21 protein-coding genes and 1 pseudogene are annotated in these 22332 nt (G+C 69.9%); 12 read left to right on the plus strand and 10 right to left on the minus strand.

The window, feature by feature from the left end:
• The first annotated feature begins 583 nt into the window (after positions 1-583).
• Positions 584-1372 (plus strand): hypothetical protein, encoded by a 789-nt coding sequence (locus ACN28G_RS14385; RefSeq protein ID WP_421479358.1) that lies wholly within the window; start codon positions 584-586, stop codon positions 1370-1372.
• Between the two features lie 25 nt (positions 1373-1397).
• Here the strand turns inward: ACN28G_RS14385 and ACN28G_RS14390 are convergent, their stop codons facing one another.
• Positions 1398-2021: a DJ-1/PfpI family protein gene (locus tag ACN28G_RS14390; protein WP_421479359.1), complete on the minus strand. Its 624-nt coding sequence runs from the start codon at positions 2019-2021 to the stop codon at positions 1398-1400.
• 514 nt (positions 2022-2535) lie between these two features.
• Here ACN28G_RS14390 and ACN28G_RS14395 point away from each other — a divergent pair.
• From ACN28G_RS14395 to ACN28G_RS14415, 5 genes are all read left to right on the plus strand, one after another.
• Complete coding sequence (locus ACN28G_RS14395) at positions 2536-3246, plus strand: YcnI family protein (RefSeq protein WP_421479360.1); 711 nt, start codon at positions 2536-2538, stop codon at positions 3244-3246.
• Between the two features lie 180 nt (positions 3247-3426).
• Positions 3427-3639, plus strand: a complete 213-nt coding sequence (locus tag ACN28G_RS14400) for a hypothetical protein (protein ID WP_421479361.1) — start codon at positions 3427-3429, stop codon at positions 3637-3639.
• A gap of 164 nt (positions 3640-3803) precedes the next feature.
• The gene (locus ACN28G_RS14405; RefSeq protein WP_421479362.1) at positions 3804-4547 is read left to right on the plus strand and encodes a hypothetical protein; all 744 of its coding nucleotides are present in this window, start codon (positions 3804-3806) and stop codon (positions 4545-4547) included.
• A 202-nt stretch (positions 4548-4749) separates the two neighbouring features.
• Positions 4750-4935 (plus strand): heavy-metal-associated domain-containing protein, encoded by a 186-nt coding sequence (locus tag ACN28G_RS14410; RefSeq protein ID WP_421480908.1) that lies wholly within the window; start codon positions 4750-4752, stop codon positions 4933-4935.
• On the plus strand, positions 4932-7184 hold the full coding sequence (locus ACN28G_RS14415; protein ID WP_421479363.1) for a heavy metal translocating P-type ATPase: 2253 nt from the start codon (positions 4932-4934) through the stop codon (positions 7182-7184). The genes ACN28G_RS14410 and ACN28G_RS14415 overlap by 4 nt, the downstream gene beginning before the upstream one ends.
• A 196-nt stretch (positions 7185-7380) precedes the next feature.
• Here the strand turns inward: ACN28G_RS14415 and rpsN are convergent.
• The 4 genes and pseudogenes from rpsN to ACN28G_RS14435 all read right to left on the minus strand — a co-directional run bounded on the left by rpsN (position 7381) and on the right by ACN28G_RS14435 (position 12196).
• Positions 7381-7661, minus strand: a pseudogene (rpsN, locus tag ACN28G_RS14420) (30S ribosomal protein S14).
• Positions 7662-7936: 275 nt separating this feature from the next.
• The gene (locus ACN28G_RS14425; protein ID WP_421479364.1) at positions 7937-8545 is read right to left on the minus strand and encodes a DUF5134 domain-containing protein; all 609 of its coding nucleotides are present in this window, start codon (positions 8543-8545) and stop codon (positions 7937-7939) included.
• 81 nt (positions 8546-8626) lie between these two features.
• Positions 8627-10906 (minus strand): heavy metal translocating P-type ATPase, encoded by a 2280-nt coding sequence (locus tag ACN28G_RS14430; protein ID WP_421479365.1) that lies wholly within the window; start codon positions 10904-10906, stop codon positions 8627-8629.
• Between the two features lie 276 nt (positions 10907-11182).
• On the minus strand, positions 11183-12196 hold the full coding sequence (locus ACN28G_RS14435; protein WP_421479366.1) for a cytochrome c oxidase assembly protein: 1014 nt from the start codon (positions 12194-12196) through the stop codon (positions 11183-11185).
• 209 nt (positions 12197-12405) lie between these two features.
• Here ACN28G_RS14435 and ACN28G_RS14440 point away from each other — a divergent pair, with 209 nt between their 5' ends.
• Positions 12406-14499 carry a cytochrome c oxidase assembly protein gene (locus ACN28G_RS14440; RefSeq protein WP_421479367.1) on the plus strand — a complete coding sequence of 698 codons (2094 nt, stop codon included), beginning with the start codon at positions 12406-12408 and terminating at the stop codon, positions 14497-14499.
• Positions 14500-14587: 88 nt separating this feature from the next.
• Here the strand turns inward: ACN28G_RS14440 and ACN28G_RS14445 are convergent, their stop codons facing one another.
• Positions 14588-15169 (minus strand): zf-HC2 domain-containing protein, encoded by a 582-nt coding sequence (locus ACN28G_RS14445; protein ID WP_421480909.1) that lies wholly within the window; start codon positions 15167-15169, stop codon positions 14588-14590.
• Here ACN28G_RS14445 and ACN28G_RS14450 point away from each other — a divergent pair.
• From ACN28G_RS14450 to ACN28G_RS14460, 3 genes are all read left to right on the plus strand, one after another.
• Entirely contained in the window at positions 15068-15865 is a 798-nt protein-coding gene (locus ACN28G_RS14450) for a hypothetical protein (protein ID WP_421481003.1), read from the plus strand. The genes ACN28G_RS14445 and ACN28G_RS14450 overlap by 102 nt on opposite strands.
• A 184-nt stretch (positions 15866-16049) precedes the next feature.
• Positions 16050-16700, plus strand: a complete 651-nt coding sequence (locus tag ACN28G_RS14455; RefSeq protein ID WP_091440063.1) for a DsbA family protein — start codon at positions 16050-16052, stop codon at positions 16698-16700.
• Between the two features lie 29 nt (positions 16701-16729).
• Positions 16730-17338: a vitamin K epoxide reductase family protein gene (locus tag ACN28G_RS14460; protein WP_421480910.1), complete on the plus strand. Its 609-nt coding sequence runs from the start codon at positions 16730-16732 to the stop codon at positions 17336-17338.
• Positions 17339-17422: 84 nt separating this feature from the next.
• On the opposite strand, the gene ACN28G_RS14465 is transcribed toward ACN28G_RS14460, so the two are convergent.
• From ACN28G_RS14465 to ACN28G_RS14480, 4 genes are read right to left on the minus strand one after another with little or no spacing between them, the layout of a single operon-like run.
• Positions 17423-17938: an FcoT family thioesterase gene (locus tag ACN28G_RS14465; RefSeq protein WP_421479368.1), complete on the minus strand. Its 516-nt coding sequence runs from the start codon at positions 17936-17938 to the stop codon at positions 17423-17425.
• Complete coding sequence (gene scoE / locus ACN28G_RS14470; RefSeq protein WP_421479369.1) at positions 17935-18789, minus strand: (3R)-3-[(carboxymethyl)amino]fatty acid oxygenase/decarboxylase; 855 nt, start codon at positions 18787-18789, stop codon at positions 17935-17937. The genes ACN28G_RS14465 and scoE overlap by 4 nt, the downstream gene beginning before the upstream one ends.
• Before the next feature lie 23 nt (positions 18790-18812).
• Entirely contained in the window at positions 18813-19049 is a 237-nt protein-coding gene (locus tag ACN28G_RS14475) for an acyl carrier protein (protein ID WP_175440582.1), read from the minus strand.
• A complete protein-coding gene (locus tag ACN28G_RS14480; protein WP_421479370.1) occupies positions 19046-20077 on the minus strand; it encodes a beta-ketoacyl-ACP synthase III in 1032 nt (343 codons plus the stop codon). Before ACN28G_RS14480 ends, ACN28G_RS14475 begins: the two co-directional genes overlap by 4 nt.
• A gap of 258 nt (positions 20078-20335) precedes the next feature.
• Between ACN28G_RS14480 and ACN28G_RS14485 the strand changes: the two genes are divergently transcribed.
• Complete coding sequence (locus ACN28G_RS14485; protein ID WP_091440084.1) at positions 20336-21343, plus strand: iron chelate uptake ABC transporter family permease subunit; 1008 nt, start codon at positions 20336-20338, stop codon at positions 21341-21343.
• Between the two features lie 17 nt (positions 21344-21360).
• Positions 21361-22104, plus strand: coding sequence for an ABC transporter ATP-binding protein (locus ACN28G_RS14490; protein WP_421479371.1), 744 nt, complete (start codon positions 21361-21363; stop codon positions 22102-22104).
• Positions 22105-22332 lie beyond the last annotated feature (228 nt).

The following is a 22332-nucleotide window of genomic DNA, read 5'->3' on the forward strand; positions in this document are numbered from 1 at the left end:
CAGACCCGGTGACGAAACCCTCTCCTTCTCCGCTCCCATCAGGGCTTCCTTACCGAATAAACCACCGGGCGGGGCTCGCGACTTTCTCCTACCGGAGCCCTGCTCGTGGTGATCTCCTCCTCCACCGCACCGTCCTGTCCCGTCACGGCCAGGGCCGGACCGGACCTGTGCCGACAGGAACCGGCACGGGTCCTCATCCGACCAACCAGCCAGGAGAAACACAGAATGATCGGACCGAGGACACCCGACGGCTCGCCCCGCCGACCCACCTCGTGCCCCGTCAGCACGGTTCTCCCGACCGGGAGGAGGAGACAGGGTGAGGGCTCTCGGCGGCGACTACCCGGAAGCGTTGGCGGATCTGGTGGACCGGGTCAGGATCATCGCTCAGCAGACCGGGAACAGGCTGCCGCTGTACGCGGATCCAGCGGCCGGCCGGTGGACGACACGCTGCCGGGGTACCTGGTCGGGGGGATTCTGGACAGGCTGGTGGTGGTTACGGGCCACCGCGACCGGCGACCCGGAGGACCGCAGGACCGCACGTCGCTGGAGCAGGGAACTACTCCCCCGCGCAGACCACGACGGCATGACCTGGGCCACGACCACCTGGTACGGGACAGGTATCGCTGATGGCGCCCGCGACCCCGCCACCCGACAACTCGCCCTGGCCGGCGCCGCCGCTCTGGTCGATGCCTTCGACGACCGCTACGGGCTGATACCAGCGGCTGCCGTGCCCCGCTCGGGATTCGGTGCACGGGTGGGGGTCGAGGGGCTCGGATGCACGGTCCGGCTGCTCGGGTTCGCCGCCGACGAGGGACACCACGAGTTCGATGTCTTGGCCGGTTGGCACGTCGACCGCCTCGTGGGTCTCCTGCTCGACCCGGACGGCCGGGCACGACGCGAGGTACGACTGCCTCCGGTGGCGTCCCGGACCTCGACACGCTCCGACGTCGACGCGGGGCCGCACGCCCAGGCGTGGGCCCTGCTGGGTTTGACCGCCGCCGCGAGCCGGTGGGGCCGGTTCGTCCTGCCCGCCCGAAGGGCCGGCCTCTGGTGGCTCGAGCACTTCGGCACCCGGGTACCCGCGGTGCCTCTGAAGGACTCCGCCGGGGCGGTGGACACCTCGGCGGCCGTCGTGGCGGCCGCCGGGCTGCTGGAACTGTTCCAGGTCACCGGCGACCGACAGTGGGACACCGCAGCCCGAGCGCTCGTCGACGACGTGGTTGGCCGGTACCTCGACGGCGGGATACTCCGCGACGGATGGTACGAACCCGGTTCCCCGACCCGGAGCCGGGGCGAGGTGGTGCGGGGGAGCTTCTTTCTGACGGCAGTGCTGATGGTGCTCACCGGAAGGATCCGCCGCCCGCTCTGGTGACCGGTGACGGCCCTGGCGAGGGGACCTATCCGTGCGCCCGCAGCAACTCCTCAACGACCGTCGCGGGAGCGGTGGCCGGCGATCCTGCGTCGTACGGTGGCTGTGGCGCGTACTCCACGAGCAGCTGGATGGTCTGCGCGACCTCGTCTCCGGCGATCAGGCCGGCGAGGGTGAGCGCCATGTCGATGCCGGCCGACACCCCGGCCCCGGTCGCGTAGTGGCCGTCGATGACCACACGCTCGGTCGTCGGGACCGCGCCGAAGCCGGCGAGGTTGTCGAGCGCGGCCCAGTGGGTCGTAGCCCGACGCCCCTTGAGGAGGCCCGCGGCGGCGAGCAGCAGGGAGCCGGTGCAGACCGAGGCGGTCCAGGTGGAGGTCAGGTCAACCGTCCGCAGCCACGAGTGCAACGTGTCGTTGGCCATTTGCTCTGCCTGCCCAGGTCCGCCTCCGACGAGCACCAGGTCCGGAGTCGGCACGTCAGAGATGGTCGCCCCGACGTCGATCGTCAGGCTACCGAGGTCGTTGCCGACCGGACCGGCGTGTTCGGCGACGAAGACCACCTCGGTGTCCGGGAGGCGGCCCAGGACCTCGTATGGTCCGAGGACGTCCAAGGCGGTGAATCGGGGATAGACAACAATCGCGATCTGCATGCACGGGCTCCTTCAGCGTGTCGGTTCCAGGTGCCGGATGCGGCCGCTGTTGCCTGCACGACGACCACCAGATCCGGACGGCCGTCGGCGGCGGACGCCTCGGGAAGCGGTGATGACACCTGGCGTGCGGTGGAGCGCCGGGACACGGCTGAGGAGGATCGGCGTCGCGCGCACAGTCAGTTGGTCGTCACCGGACCGCCATCGGTTCCGCCCGCTCGACCTGGCCCTCTCACCGGGCCGACGCCACACCGCATCCACTCAACAGCAGGGAGTCCCCAGACCGGCTCGGTGGTATCGACGGTCGGCGCAGGATTCCCGAGTCCGGGGCGGATGGCACGAGTGCCGGCGCCCGCTCGTAGAGTCCCAGACGGCAAGACGCTGCGCGCCGCCCGCCTGCGCGAGGGCTGGCAGGTCCATCTGTTGTCCACACTGGTGACATGATGGAGGCCCCATGGCCGCCGATCCCGGCCGTGATCCCGATCGTATCCGGCACCCCGGCGAAAGGATCTTCGCGATGGGCAGACGCTGTCCCGGCCGGGTCCTGCTGGCCGCCGTCGTCGGCGCGGCGATGGCGGCGCTACCGGCCGGTCCCGCGCAGGCACACGTCTCGGTCACGCCCAGCCAGGTCGCGCCCGGCTCGTTCACCACTCTGACCTTCCGGGTACCAAACGAGCGGTCCGACGCCAGCACCGTCGGCCTGCGACTCGTTCTGCCCTCCACGGCACCGGTCAGCTCCGCCGCCGTACACAAGCTCGCCGGATGGCGGGCGGAGGTCGAACGCACGGCACCGGGCACCGACGACACCGCAACGGCCACGAGTGCGGTCTCCGCCGTCACCTGGACGGCGCTGAGCGACGAGGCCGCAGTCGACGGCGACCAGTTCCAGGAGTTCCGGGTGTCGCTGGGCCCACTACCGACCTCCGGTGATCGGATGGTCTTCAAGGCGCTGCAGACATACTCGGACGGCCAGGTCAGTAGGTGGATCGAGGAGCCCGCCGAGGACGGGACGGAGCCGGCCAACCCTGCTGCGGTCGTCTACCTCGACCGGTCCGCCGTGGCGGCGGTCGACGAGCACGGCATGCCGATCCCGGGTGAAGCCTCGTCCGGGGACGGCCGCTCCTCTACCGCTGCCCTGGGCGTCGGGATAGCCGCCCTGGTGGTCGCCGTCGCCGCGCTGCTGCTGGGCCTGCTCAACAGGACACTCACGACCCGCCGGACCCGCTGAACGTCGCTCGTGTCCGGGCGCTTGCCCACCATGGCACCTCCATCGTTGGTCGGGCCACCGGACCACCCGGTTCCCGGCACCGGTGATATGCGCACAGGTCCGCAAAGGAACGTGCGCGCAGCGACCAGGACGCGGATCCGGCTCTAGCGTGGCGGTCAGTCAAGCCTTGGGAGGGCAGACATGGCGCAAGAGAACCTCGTGCACATCCTCACTCTCTGCGGCAACTGCAATTGCGGCTGTCCCGAGCTGTACGTCGACCCGAAGGCACCGGCGGAGCAGCGGGTCGTCATCACCGACGACTTTGGCAACGCCATCCGCCTCAGCGGCGGGCAACTGCGGGACATCGTCGATCTGGCGCGGGCCGGAGCGCTCGACGACGCGGCCAACGCCTGAGCGGCGACAGCCTGGGCGCGACCTCAACGGTGTCCTGGTGGGTACGCACCCACCGACCCGAGCAGGGTGCCGTCGCGACGGCCACGACGGATCGGGTCGTGCGGGACCCGGTACATGGCGCGCCTTGGCTCACCGGTCGGTGGCCACGGCGCGCCCTGCGTCAGGTGGACGTTGGTGGCTTCCGGGTGGTGCTCCTGGGTGTCTGCCCCTTGTCGCAGCGGACCCTGACCGAGCAGATGAACCGCGCCGTTCGTCACTATGATCTGGGTGCGCTGCCCCGGCTGCCGGGCAGCTTCCTGACCTTCGTGCGCACTCCCTACAGCACATACGCTGCCGGTGACGTCACAGGAGTCCAGCGGCTGCATCTGTCCCCCGCCGGCGTGGCCGACTCCCGTCCGGGACAGACCACGACACCACTTGCCGAGGCGACCGGGGCCCACCTGCATGACGACGGGGCGATCCGCGTCGAACCGTACTGGTCACCGCCGTTGCCCCAGGTGCCGGCGACGCTGACCGGTCCCCTGCTGGGTATGCGGCTGCGGATGGCGGTCGCGGCCCGTGCGGACCTGCTCGGCGCGAGCGAGGCAGTCGTCGACGAGGCGGTGGCGGCACTGCTGCGGGACCGGCCGACAACCCTCTCGGGCCCGCGCGGCCGGATCGAGCTCGCGTCTGCCGGCTTCGACGCCCTGTTCCGCGCCCTACCAGCCGCCACCACCCGCCGGTCTTCTCCTCGTCTGTGCCTCGCCCGCGCCGAGGCCGCGCGCCAGGCCGGTGCCGTGTGCACAGCGTCCTGTCTGCGTCTGCCGATGCTGGACGCGCATGTGGTGGCGGCCGCTCTCTCCACCCGCGAGCGGGACATCCGCCGCGGGCGGCTACAGGAGCAGGTCCAGCGGGCACACAGAGCATGACGACTTTGCGCAATATGCGATGAACCGATCGGGGCTTCTGGTCGTACCATGAGCGGGAGCCGGACACGTCCGCCCCTCAGGGTTGCAGCGATCGTCCACCGACGGCACAGGGCAAGTGCCGCCGAGTAGCTTCTCGCCTGCTGTGCGAGCTCATTCACTCGAAAGAGGTTCTTCCGTGCGTTCGACGTATCACGTCCTCGGCATGACCTGCGGTCACTGCGTGCAGTCCGTCACCACCGGCCTGACGGCGCTACCCGGTGTCCTGGCGGTCGAGATCGACCTGGCCACCGCACAGGTGACCATCAGCAGCGACAGCGCCCTGGCCACCGCCGACGTCCGGCACGCCATCGACGAGGCGGGCTTCGATCTCGCGGGAGTCGTCTCGTGACCACCGCGGAACTCGTGCTCACTCGCCTGACGGTCGGTGGAATGACCTGCGCGGCGTGTGCCAATCGGATCGAACGGAAACTGAACCGGATCGACGGGGTGCAGGCAACGGTCAACCTCGCCACTGCCACCGCCTCCGTGACGCACCCACCGTCGCTGCCCGCCTCGGATCTCGTCGCGACGATCGTGGCCATGGGCTACAGCGCCCGCCCGCCACAGGCAGACGGACCGGCCTCGGCGGGCGACCACTCCGATGACGTGCTGCGTCGCCGGCTGGTCGTCGCCGGGCTACTCACCACGCCCGTGCTCATCGTGTCGATGGTGCCGGCATGGCAGTTCACCGGGTGGCAGTGGGTCGTCGCCGTGCTGGCCGGACCGGTCGTCGGGTGGGCCGGCTGGCCGTTCCATCGGGCGGCGCTGCGCAACGCTCGGCACGGTAGCGCCACCATGGACACGCTCGTCTCGCTGGGCGCCCTGGTGTCCTACCTGTGGAGCGGGTGGGCACTCGTCGCGACTCCTGCCGGAGGGCCCGAGGTCCGGATGTCCTTCGCCTTTCTGGGTGGCCACGACCACGCGCTGTACTTCGAGGTGGGCGCGGCGCTGGTGACGTTCCTGCTGACCGGGCGTTGGCTGGAGGCGCGGGCGCGATCGCGGGCCGGGTCGGCGCTACGCGGAATCGCCGAGCTCGCGGCCCGCGACGTCGCCGTCCTCGACACCTCCGGTCACGATCACCGGGTGCCGCTTGCCGACCTCCGGGTCGGGGATCGCTTCGTGGTGCGGCCGGGAGAAAAGGTCGCCACCGACGGAGTGGTGGAGGCCGGTGTCAGCGCAATCGACGCTGCGCTACTCACCGGGGAGAGCATTCCGGTGGAGGTGGGCCCCGGTTCGGGGGTTACTGGTGCGACGGTCAACACTGGGGGTCGGCTCGTGGTCCGCGCGACCAGAGTGGGTGAGGACACCCGGCTGGCGCAGATCGGCAGGTTGGTGGCACAGGCCCAGGCAGGCAAGGCCCGAGTGCAACGCCTCGCGGACGAAGTCGCCGGGGTCTTCGTTCCGTTCGTGCTGGTCTTGGCGCTGGCCACCTTCGCCGGCTGGCTGGCCCTCGCACCGGCGGCCACCGCAGTGGGTGTGGCGGTCGCGGTGCTGATCGTCGCCTGTCCCTGCGCTCTCGGGCTGGCCACCCCGACGGCACTGCTGGTCGGCACCGGGCGCGGGGCGCAGCTCGGCGTTCTGATCCGCGGTGCCGCCGCGCTGGAGTCTGCCCGCCGTATCGACACCGTCGTCTTCGACAAGACCGGCACGCTGACCACTGGGCGGATGCGGGTTAGCGACGTCCATCCGGTCGACGGTGTCAGCCGCGACGAGGTCCTCCGAGCCGCGTCCGCCGTGGAGACGTACGCCGAGCATCCGGTCGCCCAGGCCGTCGTTATCGCCGCCGGACAGCACGGTGGCGCCGCCGTCCCGACCGTGGCCGACTTCCGTGTCGTACCAGGCCGGGGTGCCAGCGGAGTGGTGGACGGCACGCGGATCGTGGTCGGCAACACCCTTCATCTGGCCGATGCGGGCGTCAGCGTGGACACGCCGACGGGGGTGACGGACACCGTCGTCCACGTCGCCCGCGACGGGCGATGGCTGGGCTGGATCGGCGTGTCCGACAGTCTGAGGGACACCGCGGTACCGGCGGTTGCCCGGCTGCGGGCATTGGGCCTGCGCCCCGTCCTGCTTACCGGGGACACCCCTGCCGCCGCCGAGGCGATCGCGAAGCAGATCGGGTCGATCGAGGTCATCGCTGGGGTTACCCCCGAGGTCAAGGCCGCCACCATCCGCCGACTACGCGATGCCGGGCACACTGTGGCGATGATCGGCGACGGCGTCAACGACGCCGCCGCGTTGTCCGAGGCCGATCTGGGCATCGCCGTAGCCACCGGCAGCGACATCGCGATCGAGGCCAGTGACGTGACACTGGTACGCGCCAACGCGGGCACGGTCGACCTGACTGCGGCTGTCGACGCGCTCGCCCTGGCCCGGGCCACTCTGCGCACCATCAAGGTTAATCTCTTCTGGGCCTTCGCCTACAACATACTGATGATCCCGCTGGCGGGGATCGGCCTGGTCAACCCCATGCTCGCCGCAGCCGCGATGGCCTGTTCCAGCCTGCTCGTCGTCCTGAACAGCCTGCGCCTGTCGCGGTGGCGGCCCACCATGCAGGCACCGTCGACGTCGACTGAAGCCATAGGAGCAGCCTGCTGACGCACCCCGAAAGGTCACGATCGCGGGTCGCGAGGATCCGGCAAGGCCGGCTGTTCGCAGCCGCCGGCGCGGTGGTGGTCGCCAGCACCATGCCGGCGACCACCACCGCCCCGGCTGCCTTCAGGGCCGCGACCCCGCGAGCCCTCCTGTCACTCTCCATCTCCCCCGCCCATGCGCGGTGGTACCTGGGGTGGGCTCACCAGGACACCTTACGTACTTCCGGGCAGCTCGCCGCGCAGGACCAGCTCGCGGAACCGCACCCGGGACAGCACGAACCGGGTCGGCACCCCGGGTGGGCGGCCGTCGATCTGGTCCCGTGACCGCAGCCGCACCGGGCTCGAATCCCGGGGCAGCCGGCTGAGCAGGCGGACCGCCTCGGCGCGTACACCCGGGTCGGTGTCCGGATGGGCGACCACCCACTTCAGCTCCGCCCGCACCCCGGCGCGCCTGCCGGTTGACAAGGCTCTTCTTGGCCATCAGCGGGCCTCCTTGAACTCGACGTGCCGACGCACGATCGGGTCGTACTCGCGCGGCACGGATCACCGCCCCCGGGCAAATTAACTTGCAATATCGGCAAAACTGACCGACGACGCCCCCAGACCACCGCCCGTCGCGTCCATCCGGCGCCACCGCTCCATCTACGCCGCACGACCAAGATCAAGAACTCGGGGTGCTGGGTCAGCTACGGATGAGGCTGGGCAGGAGAACCCGCTCGAGCCGGCAGGCAACGCGGCACAGGCCGCCGGCCACGATCAGAGGAGAGCAGCGGCGCTGATGACCATACCGATCGACATCAGCAGATGGCACCCGGACGCGCCAGCTGGACCGAACACCTGACGAGTGGTCGCTCCCGACATGGCGGTAAACAACCGTATGAACCAGCCCCCCGCGGCCAGCCCGAGGAGCAAAACCAGAACAAGCGTCACGATGGTCGGTAACAGGTTCCCGGCCGTGTCACCGCTCGTCACATTGGCCGCCTGGTGGTGGTGAGGTTCGGCGTTCATGCGCAGCAGCATCCAGGCCATTGCACCCATCGCCACCGCCTCGTAAATAGTGGTCCTGCGCAGGCTCCCGCTACCCGAGGCGGCTCCGGAGAGTCCGACCGCCCTGAGCGTGAACCATCCACACAGCAGGACGAACAGCGCCGCCTGGAGGCCCAGCGCGTCCCACCCGGTGCCCCACCATGTCATGGCGACCATCGACACACTCATCGCGACGTGTGCCACATCCGAGATCCAGGTACTGACCGACCTGTCCACCGTCGGTTTCCGCACGTCCACCCAGCATCGGGCCAGGCAGTACCCACCGGCAAGGACGAACAACGACGTCAGCAGCCACCGTGCCCACAGCGCCTCGATCACGGGTTCCCCTTCCCCCAGGGCAGCACTCAGTCATTCGTCGAGTACGCCCCCAAGTGGGGTTCCGCGGTGATGAATATTGTCTCAGTGCACCGCAGACCCTTGACCGTGCTCGGGCCGGAGTTGTCCCGCCTCGGACAACTGGAAGTTCCGCAGCCGCAGACTGTTGGAGACCACGATCAGTGAGGAGAGCGCCATCGCGGCGCTCGACACCAGCGGGCTGAGCAGACCGGCGGCCGCGATGGGAATGGCCGCGACGTTGTAGCCGAAGGCCCAGCCGAGATTGCTGTGAATCGTGGTCAGGGCACGGCGAGCCAGGGTGACAGCGGCCGGAACGGTACGCAGGTCGTCGCGGACGAGGATGATGTCGGCCGCCCCGACGGCCACATCCGTTCCGTTCGCGATCGCCATGCCGAGATTCGCGCGGGCGAGGGCCGGAGCATCGTTCACACCGTCACCGACCATCGCCACCGCCCGGCCGGACGCTCGGAGTCGCTCGATGACCACCGCCTTGTCGCCGGGCATCACCTCGGCGATGACCTCGTCGACGGCTATCTCCCTCGCGACGGCCGCAGCAGCCGCCTTGTTGTCCCCCGTGAGCAGAATCGTGCGCAGGCCGGCTGCCCGTAGCTGGGCGACCGCGAGGGCAGCGGACGGCTTGATGGTGTCGGCCAAGGCCACAGCGCCGGCGACGGTGCCGTCGACCGCCACGACGACGCAGGTACACCCCTTGTTCTCCCACGTGGCGCTCCGTTCCAGGAACTCCTCGGGCAGGGTCAGCCCCGACGCCCGGGCCAGCCGAATCGAACCGACGAGGACCGGCAGTCCGTCGACGACGCCGCAGGCACCGAGGCCGGGCATGGCCTGGAATTCGTCGACCTCCGGCAGTACCCCTATCTCCGCACGGGCGAAGTCGGCAATCGTCCGAGCAATGAGGTGCTCGGCCGCGTGCTCCACGGCGCCCGCCCTCCGCAGCAGGAGACTCCGGTCGACGTCGTCGGCGACCCACAGGTCCGCCACGGTCATCTGACCGGTCGTCACCGTTCCGGTCTTGTCGAGCACGACCGTGTCGATGGCGCGGGCCGACTCGAGAGCCTGGTGTCCCTTGATGAAGATCCCGAGTTGTGCCCCCCGACCCGACGCGGCGAGCAGGGCCGTGGGGGTCGCCAGCCCCAGCGCACACGGACACGCGATGATCAGCACCGCGAGCGCAGCGCCGATGATCCGTTCGGCGGACGCGCCGGAGAGTGCCCACCCCACGCCGGTCAGCAGCGAGATCATGATGACCGACGGCACGAAGACGGCGGAGACCCGGTCGGCGATGCGCTGGACCTTGGCCTTCTCCGCCTGAGCGGCCTCGACCATGCGGACGAGCTGGGCGAACTGGGTGTCGGCCCCCACCCGGACGGCACGTACGATCAGGCGGCCGGTCAGCACCGTGGTGGCACCGATCACCGACTGTCCCTGTCCGACCTCGGCTGGGATGGACTCCCCGGTCATCGCGCTGCTGTCGATCGAGCTGCTCCCGCTGAGCACCACGCCGTCCGTGGCGACCATCTCGCCGGGCCGCACGACGAACTGGTCACCGATCCGCAGCGCGTCGGCGGGAATCCGCTCCTCGACACCGTCGCGTAGCACCGTGGCCTGCTTCGCGCCCAGTCGAGCCAGGGCGCGTAGCGCCTCGCCTGCGGCCCGTTTCGCCTTGGCCTCGAAGAATCGACCGGCGAGGACGAAGATCACCACACCGGCGGCCACTTCCAGGTAGATCGAGCCCTCTGGTTGGAAGAGGAGCCCCCAGCCGCTGGACTCCCACGTCGCCGAGCGACCGTGGACGAAGATGGTGTACAGCGACCAGAGGGTCGCCGAGGCCACCCCCAACGACACCAACGTCTCCATGGAGCTGGTGCGGTGCCGGGCGGCGGCGATGGCCCGACGGTGGATCGGCCAGGCGCACCAGGTGACGACAGGCACGGCGAGACCGAGCAGGACCCACTCCCAACCAGGGAAACGCAGGCCGGGCAGCAGGATGAGGGTGATGGAAAGGTCGGCGAGCGGAACGCCGACGAGCAGGGCCACCACCAGCCGGCGCCACAGGGCGCCGACCGATTCGTCCTCGGTGTCGGCCGATCCGGTCGGCGCGAACGGTGCCGCCTGGTAACCCGCCTTCTCCACCCTCGCAATCAACTCGTCGGTGGGTACCGGTCGGGCCAGGCGTACGGTCGCCCGATCGGTGGCGTAGTTCACCGAGGCATTCACGCCGTCGATCTTGTTGAGCTGTCGCTCGACCCTGCTCGCGCAGGCCGCGCAGGTCATCCCAGTGACCTTGAGTTCGATGGTGGCGGACGCGTCCGCGATGGTTGTCAACGCTGCCTCGGTTCCGACGTGAACGCCATCGACCGGTGACCGACCGTGACAATGGTCGATGGGTACTGGCGCCTGGGTCACTGCCTGTACACAAGAATAATGCTCGGACCGTCGAATACTACCGCGCGTAGTACTCGCTTCGCGTGAAAGGCCGCCACTTTCACCCACCACCAGGGTGCCACACTGACCACCGACCGGCAGTGACCCAAAGTATCGGCCAACCACTCTGAGTGATACGCCGATGATCGGTTATCCACCGTTGACTCGACGTCCGGACTATCCGTCCCGCCCTGACGCACGGGAGGCGTCGCGCTCCGCCATCCGGGCGAGCCATGCGTTGTACGCGTCCAGGGCCGCGTCGTCGTCGTCCAGCCGCCGGCTCAGCGGGGTGTCGCCCCCACCTGTCGTCGCCTGCTGGTACCGGACGACGTTCTGCCGGCGCGCCTCCTCGACCCACCCGATCCGCCCACCGCTCCCGCCGATGTCGCGCACCCAGGGAATCGCGGCGATGATGATGAACACCATCATGATCGCATCGCCACCCACCCACATGATCGCCCCGCCCCAGTGCACGTCGGTGAGCAGGTCGGGCCCCCACCCCGGATAGTTGTCCGCATAGGCGGGCCAGGGTGGGGCGGTGGTCATCATCAACGCGACGCCGGTGAACGTGTCGATCGGCATGGAGAAGAGAATGATCACCATCTTGATCGGGCGGGACAGGCGCCACCGGATCGGCTCGTCACCGAAGCCGGACAGCAGGTAGAGGTACCCGACCACCAGGTACGCCACCTCCTCGGCGGCGTCCACCGCCGGGTTCTGGATGCTCAGCGTATTGAACGAGGTGAGGTGGGTGAACACGACGATGCCCGCATAGGCGGGCACGGCGACCAGCGGACAGGTCAAGGCGGTTACCACCCGCGAGCGGAGGACCCGCTTGATCCTCGTGTGCCACGGGTTGCGGGTGGCGTGCAGCGACAGAATCAACGGGCGGCCGAGGATGAGCAAAACCGGCGCTATCATGATCAACATTAGGTGCTGGATCATGTGGATCCAGAAGAACGCGTCGTCGTAGACGGCGATGGCACTCTGCAGGGCGACGACGATGACGACCAGCCCGCCGTAGAAAGAGGCGGCCCGGGCCAGCGGCCACGGTCGTCTCGGGTGTCGAGCCCGGACCCGCACCACGCCCCACCCGTACAGTGCACCGGCCAGGAGCACCAGCAGCATGGTGATAGGTTCGATGCTCCAGGTGGCGAGCACCTGGGCGATGGTGGGTGCCGAGAATTCCATGGAGTCCCGCCGTCGATGACACACACGTCGTGCCCAGTATGCTCCACCACGCCGTGTGGCACGCAGACCGGCAGTTGACGCCGTTGGTGGGTGCCGGGGTTCGATGGGCCGGCATGCTCGATCACGTGGCGAAGGGTTGCGAACAGCGGATGACGGACACGTCGCGCCACGCTGCGGTTTCCCCCAGAGATCATGATCAACCTGCGACGGTGCCCTCGGCCAGCACCGACCTTCCCGCTCGTCTCGCCCGGGTACCCCGCAGGTTCTGGCTGCTGCTGATCGGGGCGGGACTCGCCGCAGCGGCGATCGGGCTCGGGGTCCAGGCCGCACTGAACGGTCAGCCGTACGCGGTCCTCGGGGTCGGCGACGCGGGCGCAGTGGTGCGGACCGCGACTCCCATTGTCCGGCTGGTGGCGAACGCCGGTGCCACTGTGTGCGTGGGCGCCCTCGTCTTCGCCACGTTCCTCACCCGGCCACAGGCGACCGGCGTCGTCGCGCCGATCGGCTACGCCGCCCTGCGCACCGCAGCGAGGTCGGCGCTGGTGTGGTTCCTGGCCGCGCTGGCCATGGCACCACTGGACGCCGCCGACAAGGCGGGGGTCCCCCTTCGACGCGCCGTTGATCCCGCCGCGTTCGTCACCCTTGTCGACGCCCTCGGCGCCCCGCGGGCCTGGCTCGTCTCGGCCCTGTGCGCGGGGGCCGTCGCGGTGGGGTGTCGGCGGACCCTGCAGTGGCGCACGGGTGCCGGCCTCATCCTGGTGACGTTCGTCGGCCTGGCGGCGCCACACACGGTGGGGCACTCCGCGTCGCAGGAGAACCACGACCTGACCACGGCCGCCATCATCGTCCACGTCACCGCGGCAGCCGTCTGGCTCGGCACCCTGGTCGCGGTGCTGCGTGCCCGCGGCAACGGTCGTGACGCCTACGTGTGGCGTCGTTACCGCCGCCTCGCTGTGGCCTGTGCCGTGCTGGTCGCCGTCTCGGGGCTGGTCGACGCCGTACTGCTGGCCCCCGGGGGCACCCTGCTCACCACCGGGTACGGGATCCTCCTCGGCGCCAAGGCGGTGGTGGTGGTTCTCCTCGTGGTGGTGATGGCGTGGCTCAGCATCAGGGTGGGCCGGTCCGGTGGAACACGCCCGCTGCTGCGGCTGATCGCCGCCGAGTCACTCCTTCTCGTGGGTGCCTACGGGCTCTCGGTCGCCCTGACCCGGATTCCCGCGCCGAAGTTCCTCGCCGGTCGACCGACGGAGCACGAGACCCTGATCGGCTACGACCTGACCGAACCGCTGACCGCGACCGTCGTGGTCACGAACTGGCGGGTCCAGATCATCTTCGCTCCGCTCGCCGTGGTGCTGGCCGGCTGTTACCTCCTCGGTGTACGTCGACTCCGTTCGGGCGGAGCCCGATGGCCCGCCGCCCGTACCGTCGCCTGGTGCACCGGCTGTGCTCTGCTGCTGGTCGGCACCTCTTCCGGGCTCGGCCGGTACGCGCCGGCGATGTTCAGTGCCCAGACGGTGTTGCACATGCTCACGGGCATGCTCGTACCACTGTTGTTGGTGTCGGGCGCGCCCTTCACCCTTGCCGCACTGGCCCTACCGGCCGCTCGTGGTGACCAACTGCCGGGTCCACGCGAGTGGACCGAATCGCTGCGGACCGCCGCGCCGACCCGGCTGCTCACGCACCCGCTGACAGGCACGCTGATCTTCAGCGGGGCCCCGTTCCTGCTCTTCTTCACCGACCTGTTCGGCCTCAGCATCCGCTACCACTGGGCGCACATCCTGGTGCACGGTTGCTTCATGGTCATCGGATTCGCCTTCGCGTGGCTCGTGGCCGGGCCGGATCCGTTGCCACGCCCCACCCCGGCCTTCGCTCGCCTCGGTGCCCTGATGACCGCGATGCCGGTCTGTGTGGTCTTCGCCACGGTCGTCGTCAACAGCGACCGCATCATCGGCAACGGATTCTCGAGCGGGAACATGTACACCGCGCTCGACCTGCCCTGGGCAACCGACTTCACCGCCGACCAGCGCCTCGGCGGTTACCTGGCTCTGGCGATCGGCGAGGCCTGCATGCTGGTACTGCTGGCCTTGCTGCTGCTCGGGTGGGGTCGACGGGAGACGACGCCACCCGACCTCGCCCATCCGGCCTCGGTAGGGCACGATACCGTCGTCCGCCACGGTGGCCCTGGTGCACCGGTCGATCATGCCAGCCGGGGGAGGAACCGGGTAACCAACGGCACCCCGGACGACGACGAGGTCGGGCGCTTCGATCGCGACGTCACCGCCAGCGGTCGCGGCAACACCTGACGCCGGCCTGCGGGGCACCACCGTCGCACGGCACGGGTCCGAACCGGGTAGACCCCGTCGTGACCGCCCGGGCTCGCCCAGAGTCGCGTCAGAGCCAGGGCCTCTGCGAGGTCGACAGCCGGGGTCGTCTGACCCTCGGGCGACGTCTATGCATGATCTCGGCCCGAGTGAGCGCGGCGTACACGCGAACCCTGCGGGTTATCTCGGTGGCCTGATCCAGCCACCGCTGGCAGTCGGAACACAGCACGAGGTGAGCTGTGGCCGGCGTTCGCTCGACCGGCGTCGCCTCGCCATCCATCTGCGCGGACAGTACTTCGCGCCACCCCTCACATGTCACGTCAGGAGTAGTCGGGCACGGAACCTGTGAGGTTCCGACACCGCCACCACATACTACTTCCGGTAGTAAACGATGTCGACTCGCCCTGAACGTCGGATCTCGAGGAACAGACGAGGAACCGGAAGCGCCGCCCTGCCGACCTATGCAGAGCGACGCCCTTCCGAGTCGGCTCACCGGCCACCGGTGGTCGGCTCCGGGACACGTCGTCGAGTACCGAAAGGTGGAGAAGCGGTGACCGACCCGGTCTGGTGGCTGATCATGGCGGCGGCCGCCGTTGTTCTCGGTAGCCGCCGGGGGCGGCTCCAGTCCTCGCCCGGGTCCGACGGGGAGCACAGCCTCGTCAACCAGGAGGACCTGGCGCACGACGAATCCGACGATCAGGTCAGCCGTCCCTGCCGGCCCACCCCGCGACCGGCGAGAGCGCCCGGGACGTCCAGAGGGACCACGGTCGACACGAACGCCACCCGGTATGCGGCGCGTCGCAGCGGTTCCCGGGGGCTCAGGCTCCTACACCACGGCTCGTCGGAGAGGACCACGGTGGGTCACCTCGTCGTCGTGGCGACCCGATCGGATCCCAACACGCCGGCGGCTCCCGCCCCCCGCCCGTACGGTCGTCATCGCCTGCCCCTGCTGGCCGCACTCACGGTTGTCACCCTGACGGCGGTGTGCGTGGTCCTCGTTCCGTTCGGCCAGACTTCCCGCTCCGGGCGCCCCTTCTGCCCCAAGCGTGAGTCGAGGGTGATCAGCGCGGAGGGGCAGACCCTGTGGGTGTGGCTGCGCCGGGAAAATTCGAGTACCTTCGTGAACCTCTGCTGGGTGGGCAGCCCGACGCAGAAGGTCACCGGTTGGTCCGGAGCCGCCGTGGACACCTCGCACGCAGACGCGCAGGTGACCTTCACCGTGCTGGCCCTCACCGCGCACACCGCCCTCGGTCATGCGGAACTGCAGCCGGGGCGAACCTGGCGTGTCACGTTCCGGTTCGACTCCGCCGGGAAACGGCCCTCGCTGTCGACCACGGTTCGGACCTGAACAGACCACCAAGATTCAGGCCCAGTAAAGCGGACAACCAGTGTGATGAGCGACGATCCGACAGGAGATGACCGCGATGTCCAGGAAGACGACGAGTAGCCCCGGTCGCAAGACGGGAACGGCCCCCACCGCGAGGGCCGGGGCGAACAGCTCTCGCAAGCAGGCGTCCAAGGCCGCCAAGGCGATGGCCCAGCCCCGGTTCAGCACGAACCTCAAGGTCACCGTCGGGCTGCTGGCGGTGGTGCTGGTCGGCCTGACCGCCCTCCTGGTCTACGTCCAGCGGGGCACCACCGGGGACGCCGAGCGCATCCTGCGGGCCGACAGCCACCGGCTCTCCACCGCCGCCGACGGCCGGGTCACCCTCGTGGAGTTCCTGGACTACGAGTGCCCCGCCTGCGCCCAGGCCTTCCCCGGAGTGGAGCAGCTCCGCGCCGAGTACGACGGACAGATCACCTACGTGGTCCGCAACTTCCCCCTGCCCAACCACCGCAACGCCGAGAACGCCGCCCGCGCCGCCGAGGCCGCCGCCCGCCAGGACAAGTTCGAGGAGATGTACGTCGCCCTCTTCGAGAACCAGGCCGCGTGGGGCGGCCAGCAGCAGGACCAGAGCGCACTCTTCGAGGGCTACGCCCAGGAGATCGGCCTGGACCTGGCCAGGTACCGCACCGACCTCACCGACCCGGCCCTCACCGACCGGATCAACCGGGACAAGAGTGACGGCAGCGCCGCCGGGGTCGGCGGTACCCCGACCTTCTTCCTCAACGGGGAGCGCTTCGACGGGGAGCCCACCTACGCCGGGCTGAAGGCGGCCGTGGACGCGGCCCTGGCCGGATGAGTCAGCCTCTGACCGCGGTACCAGCCCGGATGGTTGCCCCGGAGGTGCCCTTCGCCGCTCGGGTCCTCGGCTGGGTCCTCACCCTCGGCGGGGGGATCGGCGCCCTGGCCGCCCTGACCCTGATCATCGAACGTTTCAACCTGCTCGTCGACCCCACCTACCGGCCCACGTGCAGCATCAACCCGATCCTGTCCTGCGGTTCGGTGATGACCACCTCCCAGGCCGCCGTGTTCGGGTTCCCCAACCCCCTGATCGGGGTGGTCGGGTTCAGCGTGGTGACCACCATCGGGGTGGCGGCCCTCACCGGGGCCCGGCTGCCCCGCTGGTTCTGGCTGGGTCTCCAGGCCGGGGCCACCTTCGGGGTGGTCTTCGTGCACTGGCTGATCTACCAGAGCCTCTACCGGATCGGGGCCCTCTGCCCGTACTGCATGGTCGTGTGGGTGGTCACCATCGTCATCTTCTGGTACCTCACCCTGCACAACCTGCACCACCGCCACCTGCCCACCCCGGCGGTCCTGCGGGGGGCCGTGACCGGGCTCGTCCGGTACCACACCGTCGGGCTGCTGCTCTGGTTCCTGGTCATCGCAGCCCTGGTCGGTGAGCAGTTCTGGTTCTACTGGCGGACCCTGCTCACCTGAGCCCGGACCTCGGGCCGCGAGAATGCGGCCCGAGGTTCGCGATGTGCGTCGATGCCCCCGGCGGAGAGGGGTTCGGCGCCGGGATCACCCTGCCTGGTCGGCCTCAGCCTCCGAGCTGATGGCCACCCGGACGCTTCCGATGGCCAGTCCGCCCCAGTCGTCGGCGAACCGGAAGGTGGTGTCGATCGAGACCAGGGGTGGCCGGTCGGCCCAGAGCCGGCGGGCGGTGACCCGTTCGAGGGTCAGTTCCCCGACGAAGGACCGGGGGTCGATCGGTCTGCGGAAGTCGTGGGCGCTTCGGACGACGAGGATGTCGGGAAGTCGGCGCCGCCAGTAGTCGTCCATACTCCAGTCGGCCAGCGCCGGTTCGGTGCGGTCCCGGACCGCCATGGCCAGCGTGGTGTAGAGCATCTGGTTGTAGCAGATGGAAACCTCGACGGCGTTCAGGTGCCCGGTGTCGTCGATGTAGCACGAGCTGGGGATCGCGAACCGACCGGTGAGGTGTCGTTCCCCGACGGTGGCGCCGAGCAGGTACCGGCAGTGCGGCTTGTAGCAGGACAACACCTCGGTGAGCAGGTCGGTGGCGACGAGCGCGCTCACTGCGCGGACTGGGGCTCGTCGTACACCGTTACCCGGTAGGAGACAGTCGGCTCGGGGGTGGTGGTGTGCAGGGCCCGGTGCACCATGCTCCAGTTGTCCCAGACCAGGATGTCGCCCTTCTCGAAGGACTGCAGGTGGATCGCCGGATGGGTGCAGCTCTCGTCGAGTTGACCGGTGTGCTCCAGCAGGGCCTGCAGCAGGTCCGGACGGGAGACGCCCTCGGCGTCGGTGACGGACTGGGTGAAGCCCGCGCTGATGTAGAGGATGGTCTCGTCGGTGTGCCGGTGCGGGTACGCCGTGGGGAAGTCGACCGGTGGGGTCTTGGCGTCGACCTCGTCGATGATCTCGGACAGAGGCCGGTACACGTCACTGGGGCGGATCTTGAAGTAGCGGCGGACACTGTGGGTGGCCATGGTGCCCTTGACCGCCAGTTTCAGCTCCTCCGGCAGGGTCTCGTACGCCTTGCAGAGGTCGATGAAGTAGGTGCCCCGGTTCCTGGTCGGTACCACCTGCGGGTAGATGAAGGTGATGTCGAAGGGTCGGGGCATGAACTGGTAGTCGGAGTGCCAGAACTTGCCGGTCTTCGGGACCCCGATCTGCTTCTCCCCGTCGGAGACGTTGGAGGAGACGAACACCTCGGGCACCTCGGGGTGGTGGTAGATCGGCTCGTAGTAGGTGGCGGGTTCGCCGAACCGGCTGCCCAGGGCGAGGAATTCGCGGGGGTCGAGGTCCTGCCCCTTGAGGACCACGATCTTGTCGCGGTAGACCGCGCTCCGGATCTGCCGGACGTCCTCGTCGGAGGTGGGGTCGAAGCCCTCGACGATGACGCCGAGGCCCTCCTGCTGGCTCATCTTCATGGTGGTTCCTTGTCGGTTCAGCGAGCGGTGACGTGGGCGACGAGGTCGCCGACGGTCGTGATCTCGGGTAGGTCGTCGTCCGGAATCTCGATCCCGTGTTCCCGTTCGAGCAGGAACAGGAGATCGACGAAGCTCATCGAGTCCACGCCGATCTCATCGAAGGTGTACTCTGGCTTGAGCGGGGTGATCGGTTCACCGGGGTTGAGGTTCTCGGCGAAGTCACGCACCAGAGCGCGGATCTGTTCCTCGGTCACGGCAGGTCTCCTTTCGTTCGGGCAGCGACAGCCAGCTCGGGCCAGGTGAACGCCGCCGCTCCCCACGTCGTCCCGCCACCGAAAGCGCTGACGAGCACCCGGTCACCCCGGCGCAGGACGCCGGCTGCGGCCGCGTCGGCCAACGCGAGGGGAACCGACGCCGCGACAGTGTTACCTACGTTCGTGATGTTGGAATAGACCCTGTCCGGCGGAATCTCCAGTTCGGCACCGACCGTGGTCAGAATGCGGGCGTTGGCCTGGTGGGCGACCAGCCGGTCGACCTCGTTGGGTTGCCAGCCGGCCACCGCCATGGCCGCCCGGGCGGTCTCCGTCATCCGGAGTACTGCGTGCCGGTAGACCGCCTGACCACGCATGGCGAACCAGCGGTCGGCCTCGTCGGCTTCCCTAGGATCGGGTCGGGCAGAGCCGCCCGCCGCCACGGTGATCAGGTCTGCCTGGTTTCCGTCGGCGCCGAGGTCGAAGCCGAGCAGCGCGCCGGGCTCCCCGGCCTCGCCCGCCCGCAGCACCATGGCGCCCGCTCCGTCGCCGAAGACGGTCGCGGTGGCCCGGTCGCCCGGGTTCAGGATCGTGGTGAAGGCGTCGGCGCCGATGACGAGCACCCGGCGGGCGGTGCCGGCCGCGATCATCCCGTCGGCTACGGAGAGTGCATAGACGAACCCGGAGCATACGGCGGAGAGGTCGAAGGCCGGGATCGTGTCCAGTCCCAACCGGGCGGCGACGAGCGGGGCGGTCGCCGGGCACGGCCGATCCGGGGTCGTGGTGGCCAGGATCACCAGGTCCACCGCCGGTCCGCCCAGGTCAACGGCGGATTCGAGCGCGGCCTGCGCTGCGGCGACCGCGAGGTCCGAGGTCGACTGCCCGGGGGCCACCCGGTAGCGCGTCGAGATGCCGGTACGGCTGACGATCCACTCCTGCGTGGTGTCGAAGCGGCGGCACAGGTCGGCATTGGTGATCACCTGGTCGGGTGTGTACCCACCGATGCCCGCGATGACAGAGGATCTACGCACGGTCCAATGGTCGGCCTCTGAGCAGGGTGAGTTCCCACCTGTGGTGGAACTTTCAACGACTCCTCACCGACTTCCCGATCATGAGGTTGTCTCACCGTCACCCGTGCGCCGGGTGTCATCCCGGCTCTGGACGCTGTGCGTCCGGCGGCTCGACCCCAGGGCAGCCTCGCCTCACACTCCGTGACGACGTCGGGTGTGTTCCGGCACGGAGCCCCCGGCGCCGTCCGGACGAACCGGTGGGGGCACCGGGGGTGATCGATGTCCTACCCGGATAGCCGCCCGCGACCGCCGTACCCGTTGGTCCTCGTCGGCGCGGTGGGGTCGCTGCTGGCCGCGCTCGGGGTGGTGATCGGCCTGGATGGGGTGTCGGCGGGTGCGGCCGTTGCCGCCTTCGCCGGTCTGTTCACGGGCGAGCAGGCGCCGCACGGGGCGGTGGCAGCCACGGGTGGGGGCGTGGTCAGGGTCGTCACGGCGGCGGTGGCCGGTGCCGGGCTCGGGCTGGCGGGGATGTGTCTCCGCTCGCTGTTGCGTGATGCCCTCGCCGACGCGCAGGTGGTGGGGGTGTCCGCCGGGGCGGCCGTCGGGGCGGTGCTGGCCCTGGCCATGGGCGCGACGAGTGCCGTCGTGGTCTCCGGCTCGGCGTTCACCGGCGCGCTGGTGAGCCTGCTCGTCGTCCTGGCCCTCGCTCACGCCCGGCCGGCGACCGGGGTGCTGTTGGCCGGGCTGGGGGTCACGTACGCGGGGTTGGCCCTGGTGGCCGTCGCGCATCCGGCCGTGGCGCCGTCGCGTTCGCCGGGTCTGGTGTTCTGGCTGTGGGGGTCGGGGGCCGGCGGACCGTGGGGAGCCCCGGTGGTGCCCCTGTCGGCGGTCGTGCTGTGCGCGGTGGTGCTGACGACCCAGACGCGGGCGATGAACGCGGTGGCCTCGGAGCCCGGCAGCGGGGCGTTTCGGGTCTCGGCGACCCGGGTGCGTGTGCTGCTCCTGGTGGCGGCGGCGGTGCTCACCGCCGCCGCGGTCAGCAGCGTCGGTGGGGTCGGTTTCGTCGGCCTGCTGGCGGCACACGCCGCCGGGTGGCTGGTCGGGGCGGACCACGGCAGGACGATCCCGGTCGCGCTGCTGGTGGGCGCGGTGGTGCTGGTGGTGGCCGACCAGGTGAGTCGGTGGGTGGGTCCCGTGGCGGATGTGCCGGTGGGGGCCGTGACCGCACTGCTGGGGGCGCCCCTGTTCTGCGCGGTGCTGCGGCGCCGGACCCGGGGGGCGCGGTGAGGGTGGAGGTCCGGTCGGTGACCGTCACGGTCGACGGGGCCCGGCTGGTCGGCGACGCGGGTTTCGTCGCGGAACCGGGGACGGTGACGGGCCTGGTCGGTCCGAACGGCTCCGGCAAGAGCACCCTGTTGCGCTGTGTCTCGCGCGCGGTGCGGCCGACCTCGGGAAGCGTGTTCGTGGGGGCCGAGGACGTGTGGCGCGTGGGCGCGCGGGCGGTGGAACGTCGGGTCGCGGTGGCCGCACAGCACGCCGGTGAGTGCGACGGGTTGTCCGCGGCGGAGTGCGTCGAGATGGGCCGGTACCCGTACCGGGGCTTCCTGACCCGGGGGGTGGCGGACCCGGGCATCGTCCGCTCGGCTCTGTCGGCGGTAGGCATGCTCTGGGCGGCGGACCGGCTCGTCGGCGGGTTGTCCGGGGGTGAACGTCAGCGGGTGGTGCTGGCCCGGGCCCTGGCCCAACGGGCGCCGGTGCTGCTGCTCGACGAGCCGGGCAGTCATCTGGACGTGCGCGCCCGGCTGGAGTTGTTCGACCTGCTCCGCTCGGCGGGGGTGACCACCGTGCTCGCGGTGGGTGACCTGGACGAGGCGGTCGCGCACTGCGACCGGGTGGTCCTGCTTCACCAGGGTGCGGTGATCGCCTCGGGGTCTCCCGGGGAGGTGCTCACCGCCGACCGGGTGGACGAGGTGTTCGGGGTGCGTAGCGCGATCGTCCCGCATCCGTTGACCGGCCGCCCGCACCTGGTCACGGCGGCCCGGCAGTGAGGGTGTCTGCTCTGGCCGGGCTGTGGCGGCGGGTGGCGGCGGTGCGTCCCGGTCGTGGCGGGCACCGGCCGGATGCAGCCGTTCGGCGTCGAGCACACTCGATGCCCTTATTTCTACATCATGTAGTGTTCGGTGCGCCGAACGGGAACGTGGGGAGGCGATCGGCCTTGGTGTCTTGCGTGGTGGTCGAGAGTGAGACGGACGGCTCCGTCGCCGTGAGCGGGCCGA

Origin of the sequence: Micromonospora sp. WMMA1923, assembly GCF_049179195.1 — a bacterium.
GTDB lineage: Bacteria > Actinomycetota > Actinomycetes > Mycobacteriales > Micromonosporaceae > Micromonospora > Micromonospora yangpuensis.

Coding starts and splice junctions, on each gene's coding strand:
- ACN28G_RS14385 (WP_421479358.1), top strand. CDS start 584: ATGACCTGGGCCACGACCACCTGGTACGGGACAGGTATCGCTGATGGC.
- ACN28G_RS14390 (WP_421479359.1), bottom strand. CDS start 2,021: ATGCAGATCGCGATTGTTGTCTATCCCCGATTCACCGCCTTGGACGTC.
- ACN28G_RS14395 (WP_421479360.1), top strand. CDS start 2,536: ATGGGCAGACGCTGTCCCGGCCGGGTCCTGCTGGCCGCCGTCGTCGGC.
- ACN28G_RS14400 (WP_421479361.1), top strand. CDS start 3,427: ATGGCGCAAGAGAACCTCGTGCACATCCTCACTCTCTGCGGCAACTGC.
- ACN28G_RS14410 (WP_421480908.1), top strand. CDS start 4,750: ATGACCTGCGGTCACTGCGTGCAGTCCGTCACCACCGGCCTGACGGCG.
- ACN28G_RS14435 (WP_421479366.1), bottom strand. CDS start 12,196: ATGGAATTCTCGGCACCCACCATCGCCCAGGTGCTCGCCACCTGGAGC.
- ACN28G_RS14455 (WP_091440063.1), top strand. CDS start 16,050: ATGGCCCAGCCCCGGTTCAGCACGAACCTCAAGGTCACCGTCGGGCTG.
- ACN28G_RS14460 (WP_421480910.1), top strand. CDS start 16,730: ATGGTTGCCCCGGAGGTGCCCTTCGCCGCTCGGGTCCTCGGCTGGGTC.
- scoE (WP_421479369.1), bottom strand. CDS start 18,789: ATGAGCCAGCAGGAGGGCCTCGGCGTCATCGTCGAGGGCTTCGACCCC.
- ACN28G_RS14485 (WP_091440084.1), top strand. CDS start 20,336: ATGTCCTACCCGGATAGCCGCCCGCGACCGCCGTACCCGTTGGTCCTC.